Genomic DNA, 17,673 nt, shown 5'->3' on the forward strand with positions numbered 1-17,673 from the left:
ACCCCTGTGATTCAAACTCCCAAACTGTGGGCTCGAATCATGCGCTACGAACTCGCCGGTTATGAATGGATTGCCATCAAGCCCATGCTGCCAACAAGCCGCGTGGCGTTCCTCGGGTTAACGACTGTCGTGTCCTCAATGGCATCTTCTGGGTCTTGCGCTCCGGAGCGCCTTGGCGCGATTTGCCCGAGACGTTTGGTCCGTAAACCACATGCTAAAACCTCTTTGTCCGTTGGCGGCGGGCTGGTGTCTGGATCCGCATCATAGACGCATCTGCGGCTGCCCATGATGCCCCTGTCCAAATGATCGCCACCTCGATTGTCCATGTGCATCAGCATGGGGCCTGCATCACAAGGAACCATCGCCAATCGATGGGAAGGTCACGCGGCGGCTTGACGAGCAAAATCCACGCGGTGGTCGATAGCAATGGTCTCCCGGTACGGTTGGCGTTGAGCCTCGGCGAGGCCCACGACGTTCGACTTGCAGGAAGACTGCGCGCTCGTCTGAAGTCCGGATCAATGTTGCTTGCCGACCGTGGCTATGACGCCGACTGGATCAGAGAGTTTGCCATGAACAAGGGGGCGTGGGCCAACATCCCGCCGAAAAGCAATCGCGGCGATCCGATCGGCTTCAGCCCCTATCTCTACCGCGCTCGCAACCAGGTCGAACGGTTCTTCAACAGGATCAAACAATGTCGTCGTGTGGCGACGCGCTACGACAGGCTTGCGGGAAACTACCTTGCCTTCGTCCAACTCGCATCGATCCGGCGATGGCTGGCTGCGCGTTATGATGCCATGCTCTAGTAGCGACGGCCCGACCCGCTGCCCCGGGTCATGTTCCCGCGATAGGGCCGAGCCGCTGCACCACTCGTCACAGGAGCCTCGATCCGGCTTGGAATGTTGCGCGTTGCATTAGGGCGCGCGGGCTGCGACGGATTGACAATGATCACGTTGCGATTGGGCGTCGAGGGGTCGTTGACCCCCTGGGCCCAGGCGCCAGCGGGCACGACAAGCGCGAACGTGATCAAGACTAATCGTTTCATGTGCGACATCTCCCAAGCAAGAACGTCAGGAGGCGAACACCGTTCCTTCACGGTTCGTTGCGTGACCTCACCGAGGCACGGCAATCAGCTTGCCATCCCTCCAGACGCCCTGGGCCGCCTGTCCGGCGGGAAGGCTCCCCGCCACATTCCGGACAGCGGTCGGCCGGGAGGCAGCCTGGGTGGTCTGTTTCTTCTTATCGGATGTCGTCACGATGCTGGAGCTGGTGGTGTTGGCCCGATCCTTGGTTCCTTGCGCAAACGCAGACTGAACCAGAAAGGCCGAAAACATGATTGCTGTCAAAATGCCGCGCATGGTCCAACACCGGAAAGAGGAGCTGGGCGAAATGTCACAGGTTTCTGCTCAAAAGCAAGCTCTTCCGAGCGGAAGCTTTCCGGGCCGGATAAACCAGGCAATCCACCGCGGTCGAGGGCGAGCCGGGGTGAAAAGCCTAGCGAAACAGCATCATCCGAGCTAGTTGATCGGCCTTGATGACGGAGCCCGGCGACACAGCAGCCAACGCCTTGGAGGCGCAAGAGATCAAGGCCGGACTTGTCCGCCTGTTGTCAGCACGGATCCACGACATCTCGAACGACCCCCGGGAGATGCGAGAGGTCGTCTACGAGTTGGCCCGCATCAAGCTTCTGGAACAATTCACCCACGCCGACGCGCGGGAGGCCCGAGAGCTCCAGCAAGTCCTCGAACGCGCCATTCGGGAGGTCGAACGCGCCTTTGAGCGAAGCGAGAAGTCTTCACTGACCAAGGGTGACGCGAGCCCGGTGGCGAATTCTCCGCCCGTGAATGTCGCCGTTCCCCCGCCCATTCCGACGCCGGCTCCCTTGGCGTCATCAGCCATTCCGGTGGCTGCCGAGACGCCGCGGCGTCCTGCCGCACCGCCAGGATCGCTCGACCAACCCAAGCGAAGCAGTGCTTTCAACTCTCTCGCTCGATTGACGGCCATCACCCTGCTCATTGCGGGCGCCGGCACCGCGGTCGTCTATTGGCCGCGGTTGAAGGCACAGCTAACGGCGCGGTCGCAGGTGGCGCAGCCCGAACGCACGCCCAAGCGCCCGGAGCCTCAATCGACCGCGATTCCGACTCCCTCGGCAAGCAAGACAGCTGAACGAATGCCGGAGAGCGCAAAGGAGCCAACGCAAGCTGCGCATCCGTCGATGCCCCTGCCGACGACATTCGGGGTCTACGCCTTGAGCGAGGGCCAGCTCCATGAGCTCAAGCCGGTGCCGGGAAAGATTCCGGACCGGCGCGTCGCGATCTCGGCAGCCATCAACACGCCGAGCGCGACCACTTTGATGGACGGCGACGTCAAATTCATCGTGTTCAGGCCCGACGGGGGTGTCGATGCAAGCGGGACCGAAGTTCGGGTGATCGCGAAAGTCTCCCGGTCGATGGGCGTCGATGCCACCGGGAAAGCGGCCATGGTCAGCGCCGGCGATTCCTGGGTGATCCGCAGCATGTCCTACCCCTACAAGGTAGGTCCGATCGACGATCAGTCGAGAATGCTATTGCTTCAACCGGAGCAAGACGGTTTCACGCTCGCGCCGGGCCGTTACGTCGTGGTGGTCAAGGGCATGGGCTATGACTTCACCGTCGCCGGGACGATCACCGATCCCAATCAATGCGTCGAGCGGATCAATGCGGCGAACGGCGCGTTTTACTCGCCCTGCCCGCCGCCGCGACGATAGCGCAGCCCTTGTTTCATTTGGCCGGCTTGCTGTCCTTGGGCGCGGCTGCCGGCATGTCGTCGACCTTGCCGTTGTTGGCGACGCACTTTTGGAAGTATTCGCGCTGGTCCTTGCCCGTTCCCTTGGCGCTCCCGGCCGCAGGGTTGCCGATCTGCCTGGGCGGAAAAGCTTTCGCCACTGCGGCGTCGCATGCGCGCGCCACTTCGGCCGTGATGGCCGAAGCCGTCGCCGGCGCGGCCAGCGTCAAAGCACCTGCCAATCCAACCAATGTCCGCAAATTCTTGACCGGCATCTCTTCGCTCCTTCAATCCGTGAAATGGTTGCCTGGACCATATCAAAAAGGATCGACGCACCAAACGGCAAACCGGCGCAGACTCGTGGCGCACCACGGTAGCCGCTACGTACGGCGCATCGGGAGCGTTGTACTAGCTGTTGAGCTGCGGCGGCTTGAAATCGGGAAAGCGCGTGAGCATTGCGGTCTTGACGAACTTCAGGTGAGCGATGCTGCTGGCCAATTCCTTGAGCCGGCGCTGGCCGTTCGAGATGTCAGCCGCAAAGAGATCCTGATGATGATTGTCGAGCGGCTCCCGCTCGAGATATTCGTCGGTGCCGTTGCCGAAGGTGACGGACGCACGCGCGAGCGCATCGTCGACACGCCGGTTGAGGCCGGCCTGCTCCCTCTCCGCGTCCTGCAACGCCGTCTCGATGGCCGCCAGGACGGCACCGATCCGCGCGCGGTCGGTCTCCGCATCACGCTCGGCGGAGCGCGCCTTGAAGGTCTTGTCCTCGCGGCGGGAGCCGAGAAGATTGTGTGCGCGCGCTCTCAGGAACAGCTGAAACATCTGGGCCATCCCACCTTCGAGATTCAGGCGGCTACCATCGGTCAGACATAGTTAACAAAGCTTAAATCTTGCGCCTGCGCCGCCTGGCTTCGTGCGATCCACGTCCGCCAGGCGCCTTCGTGCTTGGAATAGAGCTCGAGCCAGCGAATTTCGCCCGCGCCGGCAGCCCATTTACCGCCACGGATCTTGGCCGCGCCATGACCCGTCTCCTTCGAGGAAGGATCCAGCGCCTCGAACTCCGCCGTCTCCTCGAGCGAAAGGCCGATCAGAACACGATGCCCTTGGGCATCGACGAAATACCTGCGGGGCGCGTTGTGCTTCTGATCAATCATTGGAACGGCCCTCGCTCATGATCCAAGGCCCCGGAAGATCTTTCAGCCGCCGATCATAAGCACGAACGAATACAGTCAAAATGAGGCCGCAGCTCGCCGTGCCCAGCAATGCAATCACATACGCCATCCACGTCTACCTACGCGAGCCCCGGAAAAATCGAGGCGGCTGAACCATCGCCATGAACCGATGCGTTTTAGGTTGCCTCTCCCAAACTCTCAACGACGGCGCCAGATTAACCTAACCACATATGGTTAGTCGCGCTCACCCCGACAGCCATTCGGCAATTGGCCGCCACGCCAGACTTGCGGTGAGATCAGCATGAATTCTCGACGCGCTTCAAATTGTTGCTCGAGCATGATCTATTCGGCAAACCGCTGCACACTTTTCCGGATCATGCTCCGGCCGATCACGACGACGGAGGCTGACCCCGGCCAGCTCCCATAGAGGCGGGCGTGTAGGGAGCATAGAGACGATATCGTTCCGATCGCTTGCGCGAGCGCCACGCGCGCACGCCATAGCCGCAACAAAAGCCTGCTACGAAAATCGAAATCAGAACAAAAATTGCCAACATCTGGAATGTTCCCATTTTTCGGAACGTTCCTCCCATCCTCATTTCATCGTGTCGTCGTCACGACTTCAAGATCGATACCGCTGAAACATTTGTCAGACGAAGATGAAGTTTGTGCAACGTGGTGCTTGAAAATTGGTCGTCGCGCGAGAAGCGAGGGGCCGAAAGAACGGCGGAAATCTCTCATCGTTCGAGAGCGAAATCCAGCCGGGCGGTGTTAACCCGCGTTCATGTCGGCAAGCGAGCGCAAGCCGCAAGCGCGCCACGATCGAGCACGCCTGCATCGGCGTGGCGAGGTGGTCTTTGACGCAGTTTCGAATGCGCATGTGCCGGCGATCGCCGACGGCATCGACGTAGCCCCGTGGTTATACGGAGCCTCATGCGGCAACTTCATCGCGGTAAGGTTGAGCAGTTAGCTTAATCCGCGTTGTTTGTTGCGAACTCTCGCGCTTGGCTTATCCATCCTTCACCGGGCTCCCCCAAGCCCGGCCCCACCCAAGCAAAGCCGTCGAGCGAACATGGGTCCGCTTGGCGGCTTTGTCCTTGTGTCGATGAGAGGATCGTTTCGGTTATGGCGCGAAAGCCCTGGTCGTTCAAGGAAGACCGCAAGCTCATGGAGCTGGCGAAATCTTCGGCTTCGCTGGAAGAGGCGGTGAAAGCTCTTGGGCGCTCGCCTGACGCGATCAAGCGCATGGCCTTGCGGCTTGGTCTTTCGCTAAAGTCGAAGACGGGCAAGAAGGGCTAGACTCCGAGCAGTGCACCGAGGATGCGCGGCATTCCTCGTCGGTCGCCCGTTCCCCTTCCAGTTCGTTGCAGCCCCGGCTTCCCAGGATGGAACCAAAGGGACGATCAGGTGTTATTTCGGACTTCACTCGTGAGGTCTGGCAGTGGTAAATTTCACCATTTCCGCGATGCTGGTTTGGCTGGCGATCAACATCGCCTTCGTGGTGCTTCGTCTGCGGGCCACCCGCCATCCCGTCACGGGATCGACAGGCCCAGCCAACCTTGTCCAGAGGCGATTACGGTTCGCCGTCGGTGAGCGCCGATTGAGGCCCCATCCCGGCACGGCAGCCCTCCACCCGCACCACCCGATAAACCCTATCTTAGCCTCGGCCGGTTACGATCAATCTCCTCGGCTCTCCTGAATTCCTGCCGGACCGGATGAGATTGCAGCGACCGAACCTCTCGTTTGCGGCGCTCGTGCTTGCGAGCACGATGGCGTTCGGCCTCGCGGGACACTTCGCGGCAGAGGCCGTCATCCACCAGCAGCAGGCGCATCAAGTCAACGAGCTGACCGAGGTCGTTCTGCGCCGTTCCGAGTTTGCGGTCGATTTCGCCGCGGCCAGCCTGGACGATCTCGCCAGGCGCAATCTCGCCAGCTGCGATCCTTCGGCGCTGCAAGCCACCCGCCTTCACGTCTATCAGCGTTCGGCGATCAAGGATGTCCGCCTCGTCAAACCGGATGGCTCGGTGATCTGCTCGGCCTATTCCGAGACGCTCGAATTCGACAAGGGATGGGTGGACCGCCGCGATATGCTGCCTTCGCACGACAAGGCGCTTTCGCTGTTTCGCGTCGAGCAGTTCGGCGGCGACGCCTTGGGCGTGCTGAGGGACGTCGACGACAGCTCCGCTCTCGTCGCCATCGTCGGCATCAACGCCAGCCTGTTCGACATCATGCCCGCCGAACTGCGCGCGCACAGCGAGGTGATGCTCGCCTTGAGCAGCGGTGAGAAGCTCGGAGCATTCCAGACTGACGCCGGTAGGCCTCTGGTCGAGCCTGTCAATTTCGACAGAAGTTCTGCGCGCTTCCCGCTTCATGCCACGATCAGGCTCGAGCGCGCGGTCCTTTCGAGCTGGAACAACGAAGCCTATTGGCGCATCCTCGCCGTCGCGCTTGGACTTGGTGCAATCTTCGGCATTCTGCTGGCGCGCAGCCGCCGCATGGAGGGGCCGGTCGCCGATCTCGATCGTGCGCTGGCGGCCGGCGAGTTCAAGCCATACTACCAACCGATCTTCGATCTCAGGACAGGTCAGATCAAGGGCTGCGAGATTCTGGCGCGCTGGCTGCGCCGGGACGGCTCGGTCGTCCCGCCGATGAACTTCATTCCACTCGCCGAATCCAGCGGACGCATCCAGGCGATGACCTGGCAGATCCTGGAATCGGCGCTTGCCGAGCTGAGGCCATTGCTGAGGGCAGACAGGAGTTTCAAGATGTCCTTGAACGTCGTGCCCAGGCATCTCTTGAGTGCAGGCTTCGTCGAAGCGCTGCGTCGCAAGGTTCTGACGGCACGGGTCTCCGCGCGCCAGATCGTGGTCGAGATCACCGAACGCGACGAGCTCGACGATCTCGCGCGTGCCGCTTCTGTCGTCGCCGAGCTGCGCGATCATGGCTTCCGCGTCGCCATCGACGACGTCGGCGTCGGCCATAACGGGCTGTCTCGCCTGAAGGGCCTCGGCGCCGACATGATCAAGATCGACAAGTTCTTCGTGGACACGATCACCGTGGACGCATCGACCACGACGATCGTGGAAATGCTGGTGGCGCTGGCGAGGGACCTCCATATGACCGTGATCGCCGAAGGCATCGAGACGGAGGAGCAGCTCCGCGCCCTGGTCACATCAGGCGTGGAAGAGGGTCAGGGCTATCTCGTTGCACCGCCTTTGCCGCTTGCCAAGTTCAACGAGCTCGTCGAGCGACGCGGAGTGGCGCTGTCGGATGCGGCAGCCGCCGCCAGCACGGCCTTGGTGGCCTGACTTTAACGATAATTTCGGCTTTCGAACCTGAGCGGCGATCAACCCTGTATGTTGGCGCCATGCGCAGGAACCACCTCATAGCAGCCGCGAGCATCTGTCTGGCCCTGATCGTCTACGCCACCCTGGCGAAGCTGGCGGGACGACCCGCGCTCATGGGGCACCACGAGGCCTATTGGATCGTGGTGATCGAACGCTTCAGCGCCTATGGTCTGCTCGGCTTCCTTCTGTCCTTCCTGCTGCCCGGTCGGCTCGCTCTGGCTTGCTCGCTCGTCATTGCGGTTGCCATGGGGCTGGAGGTGATGCAATCGTTCATCCCCGACCGTGATCCGGGCTTCCTCGACGTGCTGCAGAAGGCGGCAGGAGGCACCGTCGGCGTCATGCTCGCCCAGATGATCCTGGCGTTCTTGCCCCGCCCGCCGTCCTGAAGCAGCCGGCCTCGTCCAGCGCGACGAGCGGCGCACGCACGACCCGGCGCCTACTTCATCATCTGGCCGCGCAACTCCCCACCCGGGTTCGCGGCGGTATGGATGTTCGCGTACCACTTTCCGGCCAGCAGATCTGCGGCCTGCGCCTCGGTGAGCGTGGCGCTGCCCTGGATCGGGCTTTCCACCGTCTTAAACGGCAGGGCGATGCCGGCGTTCTTGCCGGCCTCGCCGGGTCCATGGAAATGCGCCCCCAGGACCGGCCCGGTCAGTCCGTCATAGGTGACGACGTAGGTCAGAGTCTTCGTTTCTGTGTCGTAGCTCGCCTCGGCCTTGCCCGACCCGGTCGAGCTGTTCGGAGGCACTTCATTGCTTCCCTTGAGCTCGGCTCGCAGCTTCACGATCTCCGCAACTGCGCTTCCGCTCATTGCGATGACGCTTCCCATCAGCGCGAGCGTCCCCAACAGTGCCACCGACGGCCGACAGACGGCTTTGACCATGCACTCCTCCTGCGGATTCCCACGCCCCATCGCGATCGAACACCGACGGCGGCGGGAAATTCCGTCGCAGCAGCTTATGATGATTCGAAAGGACGATCGCGGGAATTGGCCGTCGCGGGCGAAGGGGCCGGAACGGCAGAGGCTCAAGCGACCCCACGGCTGTTGTGGAACTCGGACGGAGCCAGCAATGCGGCCATCCGCCGGTGGGTGTCGTGCAGCGCTTCGATGGCGCAATCGAGATCGAAATCCGCCTCGCGAACGGATGCGAAGAACCTGGCCGTCAATGCCAGATCGAGCTTGACGCGCGTGGTCCCGTCGCGGCTCTTGCGACGATCGAGCGACAGATTGATGGCGAGATCCCTGGCCGCCATTGCGCCGCAGCCGCACAGCGCGCCGAGTTCATCGTATGACATCCAGATTTGAGGCATGTTCTTCCACCACACTTGATCGGCCGCGAGACTAGCGCTCACCTCTAAAGGCAGAGTTGCTGCAGCGCGGCCGCCGCGCGATTCGAGACAACAGCGTCAATGCAACGCTAATCCCGGCGATAGGCGCGGGGGCTTGCGGGTCCCTGTCAACCTGGCCGTCACCTGAGCGGACCAGCCGGGAACGGATGCCGCGGCCGGGACCGGCCGTCGAGTCCTCTGGGCAGCTTGTCGGCCTTGAGCTTCACGACCTCGCACCGGGCGCCGTCGTCAGCCGGTGCATCTTCCTGGCTGTAGATCAACGTGACCTCGAACCTCACGCCGGGCGCTTCCCGGGCCGTTCCCGAACAGGTCGCCATCGCACCGCTGCACACGCCGGAAAGGCTGACTTCGACCTCGTCGCGCCCGAACAGCGTCGACGGCCCCTCGGCGTGCCGGCGCGTGGTGAGCACGGCCGTGAAACGTCGATCGTCATCGAAGTGATAGGAGCCGCCATAGGTGAAGAAGCTGTCGCTGCCCGAAATCCGCCCCTCCGCAAGATGGACGATACCGGTGCCCTGGCCGTGCGGCGTCCTGAACCAGGCAGCATATTTGCCTTCTCGCATCGAAATCATCCGTCGTAAAATTCACTGGTATCTGCAACCAAATCCGGGGCGCGACAATGACCAACGCAGCGCGCGTCTTCCGACGGTTAACACGCTGCAAAACCGACCGATCAAATTGCTGCCGACGTCGAATGGCGCGGCAGCGGTCTCAGAACAATTCTATGCCGTCATCGGCGGGCGCGACTGCCTCGACCCGGCGCGTCGCGACGATCGATGCCAGTCCGAGCGTTTGCAGGAAGTCGCGATGGACATCCCGTTCGCGCTCCATCGTGTAGCGCGCAAAAAGCTCATCGAGAACGGCCTGGTCCTGGGGACGCAGCTTCTGCGCGCCGGCACTGGCCGTCTCGAGGCGCGCGGCGACCGCGGGCAAAGCCGCGGACCCTTCGGCGAGCGTGCTCATCAGGCCTTGCGCCGAATTCATCAGCCCTTCGAACTCGGCACCTTCGACGACGAGTCGGCTCATCAGCTTGCCGAGCCGTTCATTGCCGGCCTCGACCTCGCGCAGCGCCTGGAGGATCTGCGGCTCGAGCTTGGCGAGCTGCGTCGGATCCCCCTGCACGCGGAGCCGCTTCAGCTCCCTTGCCGAGCTCTCGATGCCGTCGAGCACCGGCTTCAAGCGGCCTGCCCCCGCCGAGACCTGGTCGGCGGTCGCCTTGAGCTCGTTGGCGATGACGACGAAGGCGCTGCCGCGGCTGCCGAGATGGCTTGCCTTGAGACCGGCATTCATTCCGATCAGCGTGATGTCGACGGTTGCCTCGGCAAGCCCGGCGATGGCCTGACGAAACTTCGTCAGCGTGTCCTCGACGATCGCGAGCGCTTCGTCCACCGCGCGGCCGGCGCCCTCGCAGGTGGCGATCAGGGTCGATGCGTGAGCCAGCGTCTGCTTGATGCGCGCCAGGAACGATGACGATCCGCCGTCCTCGCCACCGAACAGCGTTCGGCCGTGGCCGACGACACTGCCCGCATCGCGCAGGATGGCGGCCAGCGCGCGAACGATCTGCCCGATGTCGCCGCTGAACTCGCGCTGGGCATCCCTGAGCTGAACCGCCTGCAATTGGCAGATCGCGCGCGCATCGTCCTCGCTCGCCATCGGCTCGGGAACGAGGCTCGGGGTCGATCCCGAGGCACGGCTGAGCCCGTGAGAGACATGCTCGAGACGCTGGCGCGTACTGTCGCCGGCCTGCAAGGAGATGATCGCACTGCCCACCGCCTCGGCGATCTTCCGGGTGCTGGAACTCGCGAGGTCGGCGAGATGGCTGCTGTGGCTGCGCTGGTCGCGCAAGCCGGAATATGCCGCGCCGAGTTCGGCACTCTCCGACGCTAGTTGATTTCCGTAGCGGCTCTCGAACTCCTTTTGCCGGCCGAAGGCGGTGGCAACGGCCTCGGACAGGCGCTGCTGATCGCGCGCGCAGCCCTCGATCGAGCCCTGCACCGCCTTGCCGAGATCGTAGGCCTCCTGCGTGAAGGCGAGAAAGCCCTCGCGATCGCCGTCGAGCGAGGCGGCCTCGATCCGCGCGCTGCGGGCGATGATGGTGATCATCTGGATGTGCTTGAACAGCGGCTTGAGCAGAGCGGATGCATCTAGCGTGTTCTTGCCGATCGTCTCCAGCAGCGCGGTCTCGGCCGGCAAAGCCTGCGCCAGCTTGCTGAGCCGCGCGGCGATCTCCTGCAACGCCGTCGCAGCCCCCTCGATCTCCGCACCGGAGAGCTCGGCGGAAAGCGTGGCGAGGCCCTGGTTCAGCTCCTTGAAGATGAGGTGGCCGCGTCCGAGCTCGTTGCCGACGCGCGCGAACACGTCCTCGATGCGCGAGGAGACGTCCTCGATCGCCGCGGTTGCCTCGGTGAGGGTGCTGGCCGGAATGACGGACATCGCCATCAACCTGCCACCGCCGCGTGCCCGGCCTGATACCAGAGCATGATCTCGCGCGAGATCTGGTGCAGCGAGACGACCTTCTCGACGCCGCCATGGGCGATGGCTTCCTTGGGCATGCCGAACACCACGCAGCTCTCTTCATCCTGCGCTCGGGTCGAGGCGCCGAGCTTGCGCATCTCCAGCATTCCGCGCGCGCCGTCGTCGCCCATGCCGGTCATGATCACGCCGAGCGCGTTGGCGCCGGCATGCTGGGCCGCCGAGCGGAACAGCACGTCGACGGACGGACGATGCCGCGACACCGGCGGGCCGTCCTTGATCGCGATCTGGTAGCGCAGACCGATGCGCTGGAGCAGCATGTGACGGGCCCCCGGCGAGATATAGGCGCAGCCCGGCAACACCGGCTCGCCGTCCTCGGCCTCCTTGACCCGCATCTGGCACACGCTGTCGAGGCGCCTCGCGAAAGCCGCCGTGAATCCCGCCGGCATGTGCTGGACGATGACGATCGGCGGACAATGGGCGGGCAACATCTCCAGGACGTCGTTGAGCGCTTCGGTTCCGCCCGTCGACGCACCGATGCACACGATACGCTCCGTCGTCGGCCGCACCTTGCCCTGCACCGGCGGCGGGATGATCGCGTCGGCCGTCAGCTTCTTCTCGATCTCACGATGCGCCGCCCGCGGGCGCACGCGCGCACGCGCCGCCGACTTCACGGCCTCGCGCAGCCGCGAGGAGCATTCGAGCAGCGCCTGACGCGTGTCGATCTTCGGCTTCGGCATGATGTCGACGGCGCCCGCTTCGAACGCCTCGAACATCACGTTGGAGCCCTCCTCGGTCAGCGAGGAGCAGATGATCACCGGGATCGGGCGCTGCGCCATGATCTTACGCAGGAACGTCATGCCGTCCATGCGCGGCATCTCGAGGTCGAGGATCATGACGTCGGGGATTTCGTTCTGGAGGCGGCGCGCCGCGGCGAACGGATCCGAAGCCGTTCCCATCACCTCGATATCGGGATCGTCGTTGAGGATCGTCTGCAGGATTTGGCGCACCGACGCCGAATCGTCCACGATCAATACGCGAACTTTCTCCTTCGGCATTGTTGGCGGCGCTCCGATCAAACCTGGAAAATGGTGGGCTGAACCTGCTTCAGGCCCGGCACTGCGCTGTGAATCATCGACTCGGAATGGCCGACCAGCAAATAGCCCCCGGGGCGTAAATGGCTGCACAGCCGCTCGATCACCTTGCGCTGGGTCTCGCGCTCGAAATAGATCAGGACGTTCCGGCAGAAGACGATGTCGACGTCGCGGTCGACGGGATAGGACGCGTCCATGAGATTCATCCGCATGAAATGCGTCATGCGCCGCAACTCCGGCACCACCCGCACCTCACCGCGCGACTTGTCCCGGGAGGACAGGAAATATCGCTTCAGGTAAGGCTCCGGCACCGGGGCGAGGACGTCCCTGGTGTAAATCGCTGTCTTGGCGAGACGCAGAACGGCGGTCGAGATGTCGGTCCCGAGGATGCGGTATTGAAAGCGCGAGCCGTTCCGCGTCATGTCGTCCAGCACCATCGCGGTCGTGTAGGCCTCCATGCCGGTGGAGCTCGCCGAGCTCCAGATCTTCAGGTTGGCGTTCTTGCGCCCATGCGATTTCAGCAAAGCGGGGACTGCGATCTCCCGCATGAACGTGAAGTGCTGCGGCTCGCGGAAGAAATCGGTCTTGTTGGTCGTCACCACGTCGATCAGATGGGTGAGCTCGGTGTCGAAATGATCGGCCTCGAACAGGTTCTCGACATATTCGTTGAGGTCGGAGAAGTTCAGCGCGCGCACGCGCTTGTGCAGCCGCCCCTCCAGCATCAGCCGCTTGCCCTGCGGCAGCTTGATGCCGACCTGGCCCTCGATGAGTTCGGCGATGGTCCGGAAGTGGCGGTCCGACAGATGCACGGCTGTATCCTGTGACGCAGGCATCATCGCTGCATGCCCCCATCCGGGATGGCCGCCGCCTGCACTGAATGTCGGGCCATGCCGGCCATCTTACGTCCTACGCGTTGACGCCATTAGGGCGGATGGATCGACCTGTTATGGCGGGCCGATCCCCTGGCCCGCTCTCAGCGCTGAAAATCGGCGTCCCGATCGTCCTCGCCGCCGTTCATGTCGAAGGCGAAGCCGCCGCCGGCCACCTTCACCGCGCGCGCCGGCTTGCCTAGCGGCTTCTTGGCCGGACGCTCGGCGGCAGCCATCGTCGCCGCCTTGGCGCGCAGCTGCGTGACCGCCCGGTCGATCGGTGCAGCCGCCTGGCTCTTCGCGCCCTGGTCGATGCGGAAATAGGCGATGGTCGACTGCAGCTGCTCGGCCTGCGAGGCGAGCTCCTCGGAGGTCGAGGACACCTGCTCGGAGGCGCTGGCGTTCTGCTGGCCGACCTTGTCGAGCTGCTGGATCGCCTGGTTGATCTGGGCGGACCCGACGTCCTGCTCGCGGCAGGCCGCAGTGATCTCCTCGACCAGCGCGGCGGTCTTCTTGATGTCCGGAACGAGCTTTGACAGCATGTTGCCGGCATCTTGAGCGACCTTGACGGTTTCCGACGACAGGGATCCTATCTCGGCTGCGGCGGCCTGGCTCCGTTCAGCCAGCTTGCGCACTTCGGAAGCGACCACCGCGAAGCCCTTGCCGTGCTCGCCGGCGCGCGCGGCTTCCACCGCCGCGTTGAGCGCGAGCAGGTCGGTCTGACGTGCGATCTCCTGCACGATCGTGATCTTCTCGGCGATGGTCTGCATCGCGTTGACGGCGCGGCCCACCGCGATGCCGCTGGCTTCGGCATCCTTGGCCGACTGGGCCGCGATCTTCTCGGTCTGGTTGGCGTTGTCGGCATTCTGCTTCACGTTGGAAGCCATCTCCTCCATCGAGGAGGAGGCCTCCTCGGCGGAGGACGCCTGCTCCGTCGCGCCCTGCGAGAGCTGCTCGGCGCTGGCGGACAATTCCTGGCTGCCGGCGGAGACGTTTTGCGCCGCGGTGAGAGCTTCGGACACGATCTGACGAAGTTTCTCGATCATGCGCTCGAGCGCAAGACCGAGCGTGTCCTTGTCCGAGAGCGGCTTGGCTTCGACCGTGAGGTTGCCATGTGCAATCTCGTTGGCGATTGCCGCGGTGGCATTCAGATTGGCAGTCATCGCATTGAGGGATGCCACGAGATCGCCGACCTCGTCATTGCTCGACACGCTGATCTTCTGGCTGAGGTCGCCGACGGATACAGCGTTGGCGAGACCAACTGCGCGGGCGAGCCGGCGGCTGATGTTGAGCGCGATCCAGGTCGCCGAAACGATTGCGATCAACAGCGCAGCGCAGATCATGCTGATCAAGAGCATCTTGGCGAAGGCTGCGTCTCTCGCCCCCTCCTCCGCGACCTCGGCCATCTGCTTTTCGTTCCGCTGAACGTACTGCTCGATGGCATCCAGGGCCTCGTTGAAGGCTTTGCGGCCTTCACCGCCAGCGATCGCCGCCGCCTTCAGGTTGCCGGCTTCGAGCGTCAGCCGCGAAACATTCTCCGCGACCTTCGCGAGACGGTCCAACTGCGCGTTGATGGCACTGGCCGCGCCTGATTGATTCACTTGCGCAACGGCCGCCTTGAGACCGGCCAGCCGCTGCGTGGTCTCCTTCACATCGGATTCGACCTCCTGCACCGTTGTGGCCGAATAGCTCGATACGACCGAACGCGCGAGCCGCGCGACCTCGCTACGGGCCGTCAGCAATGCGGCTGCACGCTGGCTCTCGGAACCGCTACCGCCGGCTTCCGTGAGCGCCGCATCCACCATCGCGTCGAGGTCCTTGACCGCGACCTGCCCTTCGGACTTCCACAGCTGCGCAGCCCGGTTGTTCGAGTTGAGCAGCGCAAACTTGCCGGCCTGATCTTCCAGCTCGTTCATGCGCTTGATCGGACCGGAAGCCTGATCGAGCACGCGCCGGCCGTTCTCGCTGGCCTTGCTGTAGAGCTCACCGTTGAGCTTGAGAGTCTTCTCGCGACGCGTCAGCATCGCGTTGTAATTGTCTTGCGTTTCCTTGTCCGAGACCGCCTGTATCATGCGGGTCTCGGCGCGCTGTTGCGACTGGATTGCACTCATGACGTCGGCGGCCAGCTTGGTGCGATTGGCCTGGCCGACGATGCGCTCCTGCTGCTCCGTCAGGGTGGAAAGCGAGTTATAGGCGACCCCTCCGGTAATCATCGAGAGAACGATGACTGCGCCGAACGCAGATGCGAGCTTGGCCTTGACGGTGAATCTCATTTTCAGTCTCGTAGTTCGAATGGAATTGAGGTGAATTTGGGCTTAGCCACGCATTACTGGTAGGCGCTCAGGCGGCGCAGAACGCATCCGGCGCCGTGTCTCGGACTTCTGGAACCTCATCGTTCGCCATCAGCTTGGCGAGATCGAATATCACGACGAACTTATCCCCCTTGCGGCCGATGCCGGCTGCATAATCCGACTGCCATTTGCCGCCGACCTCGGGCACTGGCTCGATCGCCTGCTCGTCGATGTCGGTGACCTCGAAAACGCAATCGGCGACGAAACCGACGCCGACCAGACGGTCCTTCATCGGCACGTCGAGGATGATGATACGCGTCGCTTCAGTCGCGGAGACGCTGGGCAAGCCGAGCTTGGTCCTGAGATCGACGATCGGATAGCCGCTGCCCCGCACATCGATCATGCCGAGCAGAAAGTTCGGCGCCTGCGGCAACCGCGAGATCGGCCGCATGTCGAGGATCTCCCGGACGTTGAGGATGCTGATGCCGAACGTTTCGCCGGCGAGCCCGAGCGTCAGATATTGCGAGGTTGCGGCCATGATGTAGCCCAAGGGTCCGGGGTTGGGATTGAATGCGGTCCGACATCAGAGCCGGACCGATTGATCAACGTTGGAAGTCGGCGTCCCGCTCGTCTTCGTCCTCGTGCATGTCGAAGGCGAAGCCGCCGCCGCCGGCGACTTTCAGCGCACGCGCCGGCTTGCGGACGGGCGCGGGCCTGTTCCCACTGCGATCCGCTGCTGCCATGTGCGCAGCCTTGGCACGAAGCTGGGTGACGGCCCGGTCGATCGGCGCCGTCGCCGCAGTCTCGCCGCGTCCGCCATGCTCGATGCGGAAGAACGAGATCGTCGACTGGAGCTGCTCGGCCTGCGAGGCAAGCTCCTCCGAGGTCGAGGACACCTGCTCGGAGGCGCTGGCGTTCTGCTGGCCGACCTTGTCGAGCTGCTGGATCGCCTGGTTGATCTGGGCCGAGCCAACGTCCTGCTCACGGCAGGCTGCGGTGATCTCCTGGACCAGCTCGGCAGTCTTCCTGATGTCGGGCACGAGCTTGGACAGCATCGCGCCGGCCTCCTGCGCGACCTTCACGCTCTCGCCCGACAGCGTGCCGATGTCGGCAGCGGCCGCCTGGCTGCGTTCGGCCAGTTTCCGTACTTCGGAGGCGACCACGGCAAAGCCCTTGCCGTGCTCGCCGGCGCGCGCGGCCTCCACTGCCGCGTTGAGCGCGAGCAGATCGGTCTGGCGCGCGATCTCCTGCACGATCGTGATTTTCTCGGCGATAGTCCGCATCGCCTCGACCGCACGACCTACGGCAACACCGCTGGCTTCAGCATCCCTGGCCGATTGGGCCGCGATCTTCTCGGTCTGATTGGCGTTGTCAGCATTCTGTTTCACGTTCGAGGCCATCTCCTCCATCGAGGACGACGCTTCCTCGGCCGACGAGGCCTGCTCGGTCGCGCCCTGCGAGAGCTGCTCTGCGCTGGCGGACAGTTCTTGGCTGCCGGCGGACACATTCTGGGCAGCGGTAAGCGCCTCCGAGACGACCTGCCGGAGTTTCTCGACCATGCTGTTCAGCGATTTGGTGAGATCGCCGATCTCATCATTGCTGGAGACATCGATCGTCCGGCTGAGATCGCCGGTGGCAACCGCACCGGCGAGCCCCACCGCGCGGCCGAGACCGCGGGCGATGCTGACGGAGATCCAGATCGCGGCTATCAGACCAATCGCAAGCGAGGCAAGGACGAACGAGACCAACAGGAAGTGGGCACGATTGCCATCTGCATGAGCCTGGGCGGCCTGATTTGCCATGTTTTTCCTGGAGTTCATGACGTAGGCCTCGGCGGCTTCCATCGCCTCGCCAACGGCCTTGCGAACCTCAGTCATGGAGCGTTCGGCCGCCTTTGTCTTGTCGGTCCGGGCGGTCTTCAGGGTCTCGTCCTGCACCGCGTTCATGTGCGCATAGGCAGCGGCGAAGCCGTCGAGCAGCTTCTTGCCTTCGGGAGAGGCCGCAGCGTGAATCTCGTCCTTCAGCTTCAGAAGCGTCTCACGCTGTTTGGCGATCTCGGCAAGGAAGCGCTGAGTTTCGCTTTCGGGCGCGAGAATGAGATTCTTCTCGGCGCGAACCTGGAGCAGGATTCCCCGCTCGATCTCGGCCGCTCTTTCCATCCGGCCGGCGCGCGCCACCAGGCTATCGGCGGTGTCGATCATGTCGCTCAGCTTCACGTAAGCGAGACCTCCCGCCGCCATGGAGAGCAACAGAACCACGCCGAATGCACTGGCAAGCTTTGCCTTGACGGTAAATCTCATATCCAGCCCCTACAGATC

Annotated in this window: 17 protein-coding genes and 1 pseudogene; 5 read left to right on the forward strand and 13 right to left on the reverse strand. The window is 63.4% G+C overall.

Annotated elements, in window-relative coordinates; translation table 11 throughout:
* Nucleotides 1-39: 39 nt before the first annotated feature.
* Nucleotides 40-803, forward strand: a pseudogene (locus LPJ38_RS34410) (IS5 family transposase).
* A 306-nt stretch (nucleotides 804-1,109) separates the two neighbouring features.
* On the opposite strand, the gene LPJ38_RS34415 reads toward LPJ38_RS34410, so the two are convergent.
* The gene (locus tag LPJ38_RS34415; protein ID WP_145637924.1) at nucleotides 1,110-1,355 is read right to left on the reverse strand and encodes a hypothetical protein; all 246 of its coding nucleotides are present in this window, start codon (nucleotides 1,353-1,355) and stop codon (nucleotides 1,110-1,112) included.
* Between the two features lie 176 nt (nucleotides 1,356-1,531).
* On the opposite strand from LPJ38_RS34415, the gene LPJ38_RS34420 reads away from it, so the two are divergent.
* A complete protein-coding gene (locus LPJ38_RS34420) occupies nucleotides 1,532-2,743 on the forward strand; it encodes a hypothetical protein (protein ID WP_145637926.1) in 1,212 nt (403 codons plus the stop codon).
* Nucleotides 2,744-2,756: 13 nt separating this feature from the next.
* Here LPJ38_RS34420 and LPJ38_RS34425 read toward each other — a convergent pair whose 3' ends face one another.
* The 3 genes from LPJ38_RS34425 to LPJ38_RS34435 all read right to left on the reverse strand — a co-directional run bounded on the left by LPJ38_RS34425 (nucleotide 2,757) and on the right by LPJ38_RS34435 (nucleotide 3,917).
* Nucleotides 2,757-3,035: a hypothetical protein gene (locus LPJ38_RS34425; RefSeq protein WP_231088497.1), complete on the reverse strand. Its 279-nt coding sequence runs from the start codon at nucleotides 3,033-3,035 to the stop codon at nucleotides 2,757-2,759.
* 133 nt (nucleotides 3,036-3,168) lie between these two features.
* Nucleotides 3,169-3,585, reverse strand: coding sequence for a hypothetical protein (locus LPJ38_RS34430; protein ID WP_060737889.1), 417 nt, complete (start codon nucleotides 3,583-3,585; stop codon nucleotides 3,169-3,171).
* Nucleotides 3,586-3,626: 41 nt separating this feature from the next.
* A complete protein-coding gene (locus LPJ38_RS34435) occupies nucleotides 3,627-3,917 on the reverse strand; it encodes a hypothetical protein (RefSeq protein WP_145637928.1) in 291 nt (96 codons plus the stop codon).
* Between the two features lie 1,140 nt (nucleotides 3,918-5,057).
* Here LPJ38_RS34435 and LPJ38_RS34440 point away from each other — a divergent pair.
* The 3 genes from LPJ38_RS34440 to LPJ38_RS34450 all read left to right on the forward strand — a co-directional run bounded on the left by LPJ38_RS34440 (nucleotide 5,058) and on the right by LPJ38_RS34450 (nucleotide 7,665).
* On the forward strand, nucleotides 5,058-5,231 hold the full coding sequence (locus tag LPJ38_RS34440; protein ID WP_167520575.1) for a hypothetical protein: 174 nt from the start codon (nucleotides 5,058-5,060) through the stop codon (nucleotides 5,229-5,231).
* 416 nt (nucleotides 5,232-5,647) lie between these two features.
* Nucleotides 5,648-7,240, forward strand: coding sequence for an EAL domain-containing protein (locus LPJ38_RS34445; RefSeq protein ID WP_145637930.1), 1,593 nt, complete (start codon nucleotides 5,648-5,650; stop codon nucleotides 7,238-7,240).
* Nucleotides 7,241-7,299: 59 nt separating this feature from the next.
* Nucleotides 7,300-7,665 carry a VanZ family protein gene (locus LPJ38_RS34450; RefSeq protein WP_145637932.1) on the forward strand — a complete coding sequence of 122 codons (366 nt, stop codon included), beginning with the start codon at nucleotides 7,300-7,302 and terminating at the stop codon, nucleotides 7,663-7,665.
* Nucleotides 7,666-7,715: 50 nt separating this feature from the next.
* On the opposite strand, the gene LPJ38_RS34455 is transcribed toward LPJ38_RS34450, so the two are convergent.
* The 9 genes from LPJ38_RS34455 to LPJ38_RS34495 all read right to left on the reverse strand — a co-directional run bounded on the left by LPJ38_RS34455 (nucleotide 7,716) and on the right by LPJ38_RS34495 (nucleotide 17,655).
* Nucleotides 7,716-8,108, reverse strand: coding sequence for a CHRD domain-containing protein (locus LPJ38_RS34455; protein WP_404438482.1), 393 nt, complete (start codon nucleotides 8,106-8,108; stop codon nucleotides 7,716-7,718).
* Nucleotides 8,109-8,305: 197 nt separating this feature from the next.
* Complete coding sequence (locus LPJ38_RS34460; RefSeq protein ID WP_231088498.1) at nucleotides 8,306-8,575, reverse strand: hypothetical protein; 270 nt, start codon at nucleotides 8,573-8,575, stop codon at nucleotides 8,306-8,308.
* A 173-nt stretch (nucleotides 8,576-8,748) separates the two neighbouring features.
* Complete coding sequence (locus tag LPJ38_RS34465; RefSeq protein ID WP_145637938.1) at nucleotides 8,749-9,192, reverse strand: hypothetical protein; 444 nt, start codon at nucleotides 9,190-9,192, stop codon at nucleotides 8,749-8,751.
* A 148-nt stretch (nucleotides 9,193-9,340) separates the two neighbouring features.
* The gene (locus LPJ38_RS34470) at nucleotides 9,341-11,062 is read right to left on the reverse strand and encodes a chemotaxis protein (protein ID WP_145637940.1); all 1,722 of its coding nucleotides are present in this window, start codon (nucleotides 11,060-11,062) and stop codon (nucleotides 9,341-9,343) included.
* A gap of 5 nt (nucleotides 11,063-11,067) precedes the next feature.
* Nucleotides 11,068-12,159 (reverse strand): protein-glutamate methylesterase/protein-glutamine glutaminase, encoded by a 1,092-nt coding sequence (locus LPJ38_RS34475; protein ID WP_145637942.1) that lies wholly within the window; start codon nucleotides 12,157-12,159, stop codon nucleotides 11,068-11,070.
* A 17-nt stretch (nucleotides 12,160-12,176) separates the two neighbouring features.
* On the reverse strand, nucleotides 12,177-13,031 hold the full coding sequence (locus LPJ38_RS34480) for a CheR family methyltransferase (protein WP_145637944.1): 855 nt from the start codon (nucleotides 13,029-13,031) through the stop codon (nucleotides 12,177-12,179).
* Between the two features lie 137 nt (nucleotides 13,032-13,168).
* The gene (locus tag LPJ38_RS34485; RefSeq protein ID WP_145637946.1) at nucleotides 13,169-15,337 is read right to left on the reverse strand and encodes a HAMP domain-containing methyl-accepting chemotaxis protein; all 2,169 of its coding nucleotides are present in this window, start codon (nucleotides 15,335-15,337) and stop codon (nucleotides 13,169-13,171) included.
* Between the two features lie 67 nt (nucleotides 15,338-15,404).
* Nucleotides 15,405-15,893, reverse strand: coding sequence for a chemotaxis protein CheW (locus LPJ38_RS34490; protein ID WP_145637948.1), 489 nt, complete (start codon nucleotides 15,891-15,893; stop codon nucleotides 15,405-15,407).
* A gap of 64 nt (nucleotides 15,894-15,957) precedes the next feature.
* Nucleotides 15,958-17,655 carry a methyl-accepting chemotaxis protein gene (locus LPJ38_RS34495; protein WP_145637950.1) on the reverse strand — a complete coding sequence of 566 codons (1,698 nt, stop codon included), beginning with the start codon at nucleotides 17,653-17,655 and terminating at the stop codon, nucleotides 15,958-15,960.
* Nucleotides 17,656-17,673: the final 18 nt, after the last annotated feature.

It is taken from the genome of Bradyrhizobium daqingense (assembly GCF_021044685.1).
In the GTDB taxonomy this organism is placed as follows: domain Bacteria; phylum Pseudomonadota; class Alphaproteobacteria; order Rhizobiales; family Xanthobacteraceae; genus Bradyrhizobium; species Bradyrhizobium daqingense.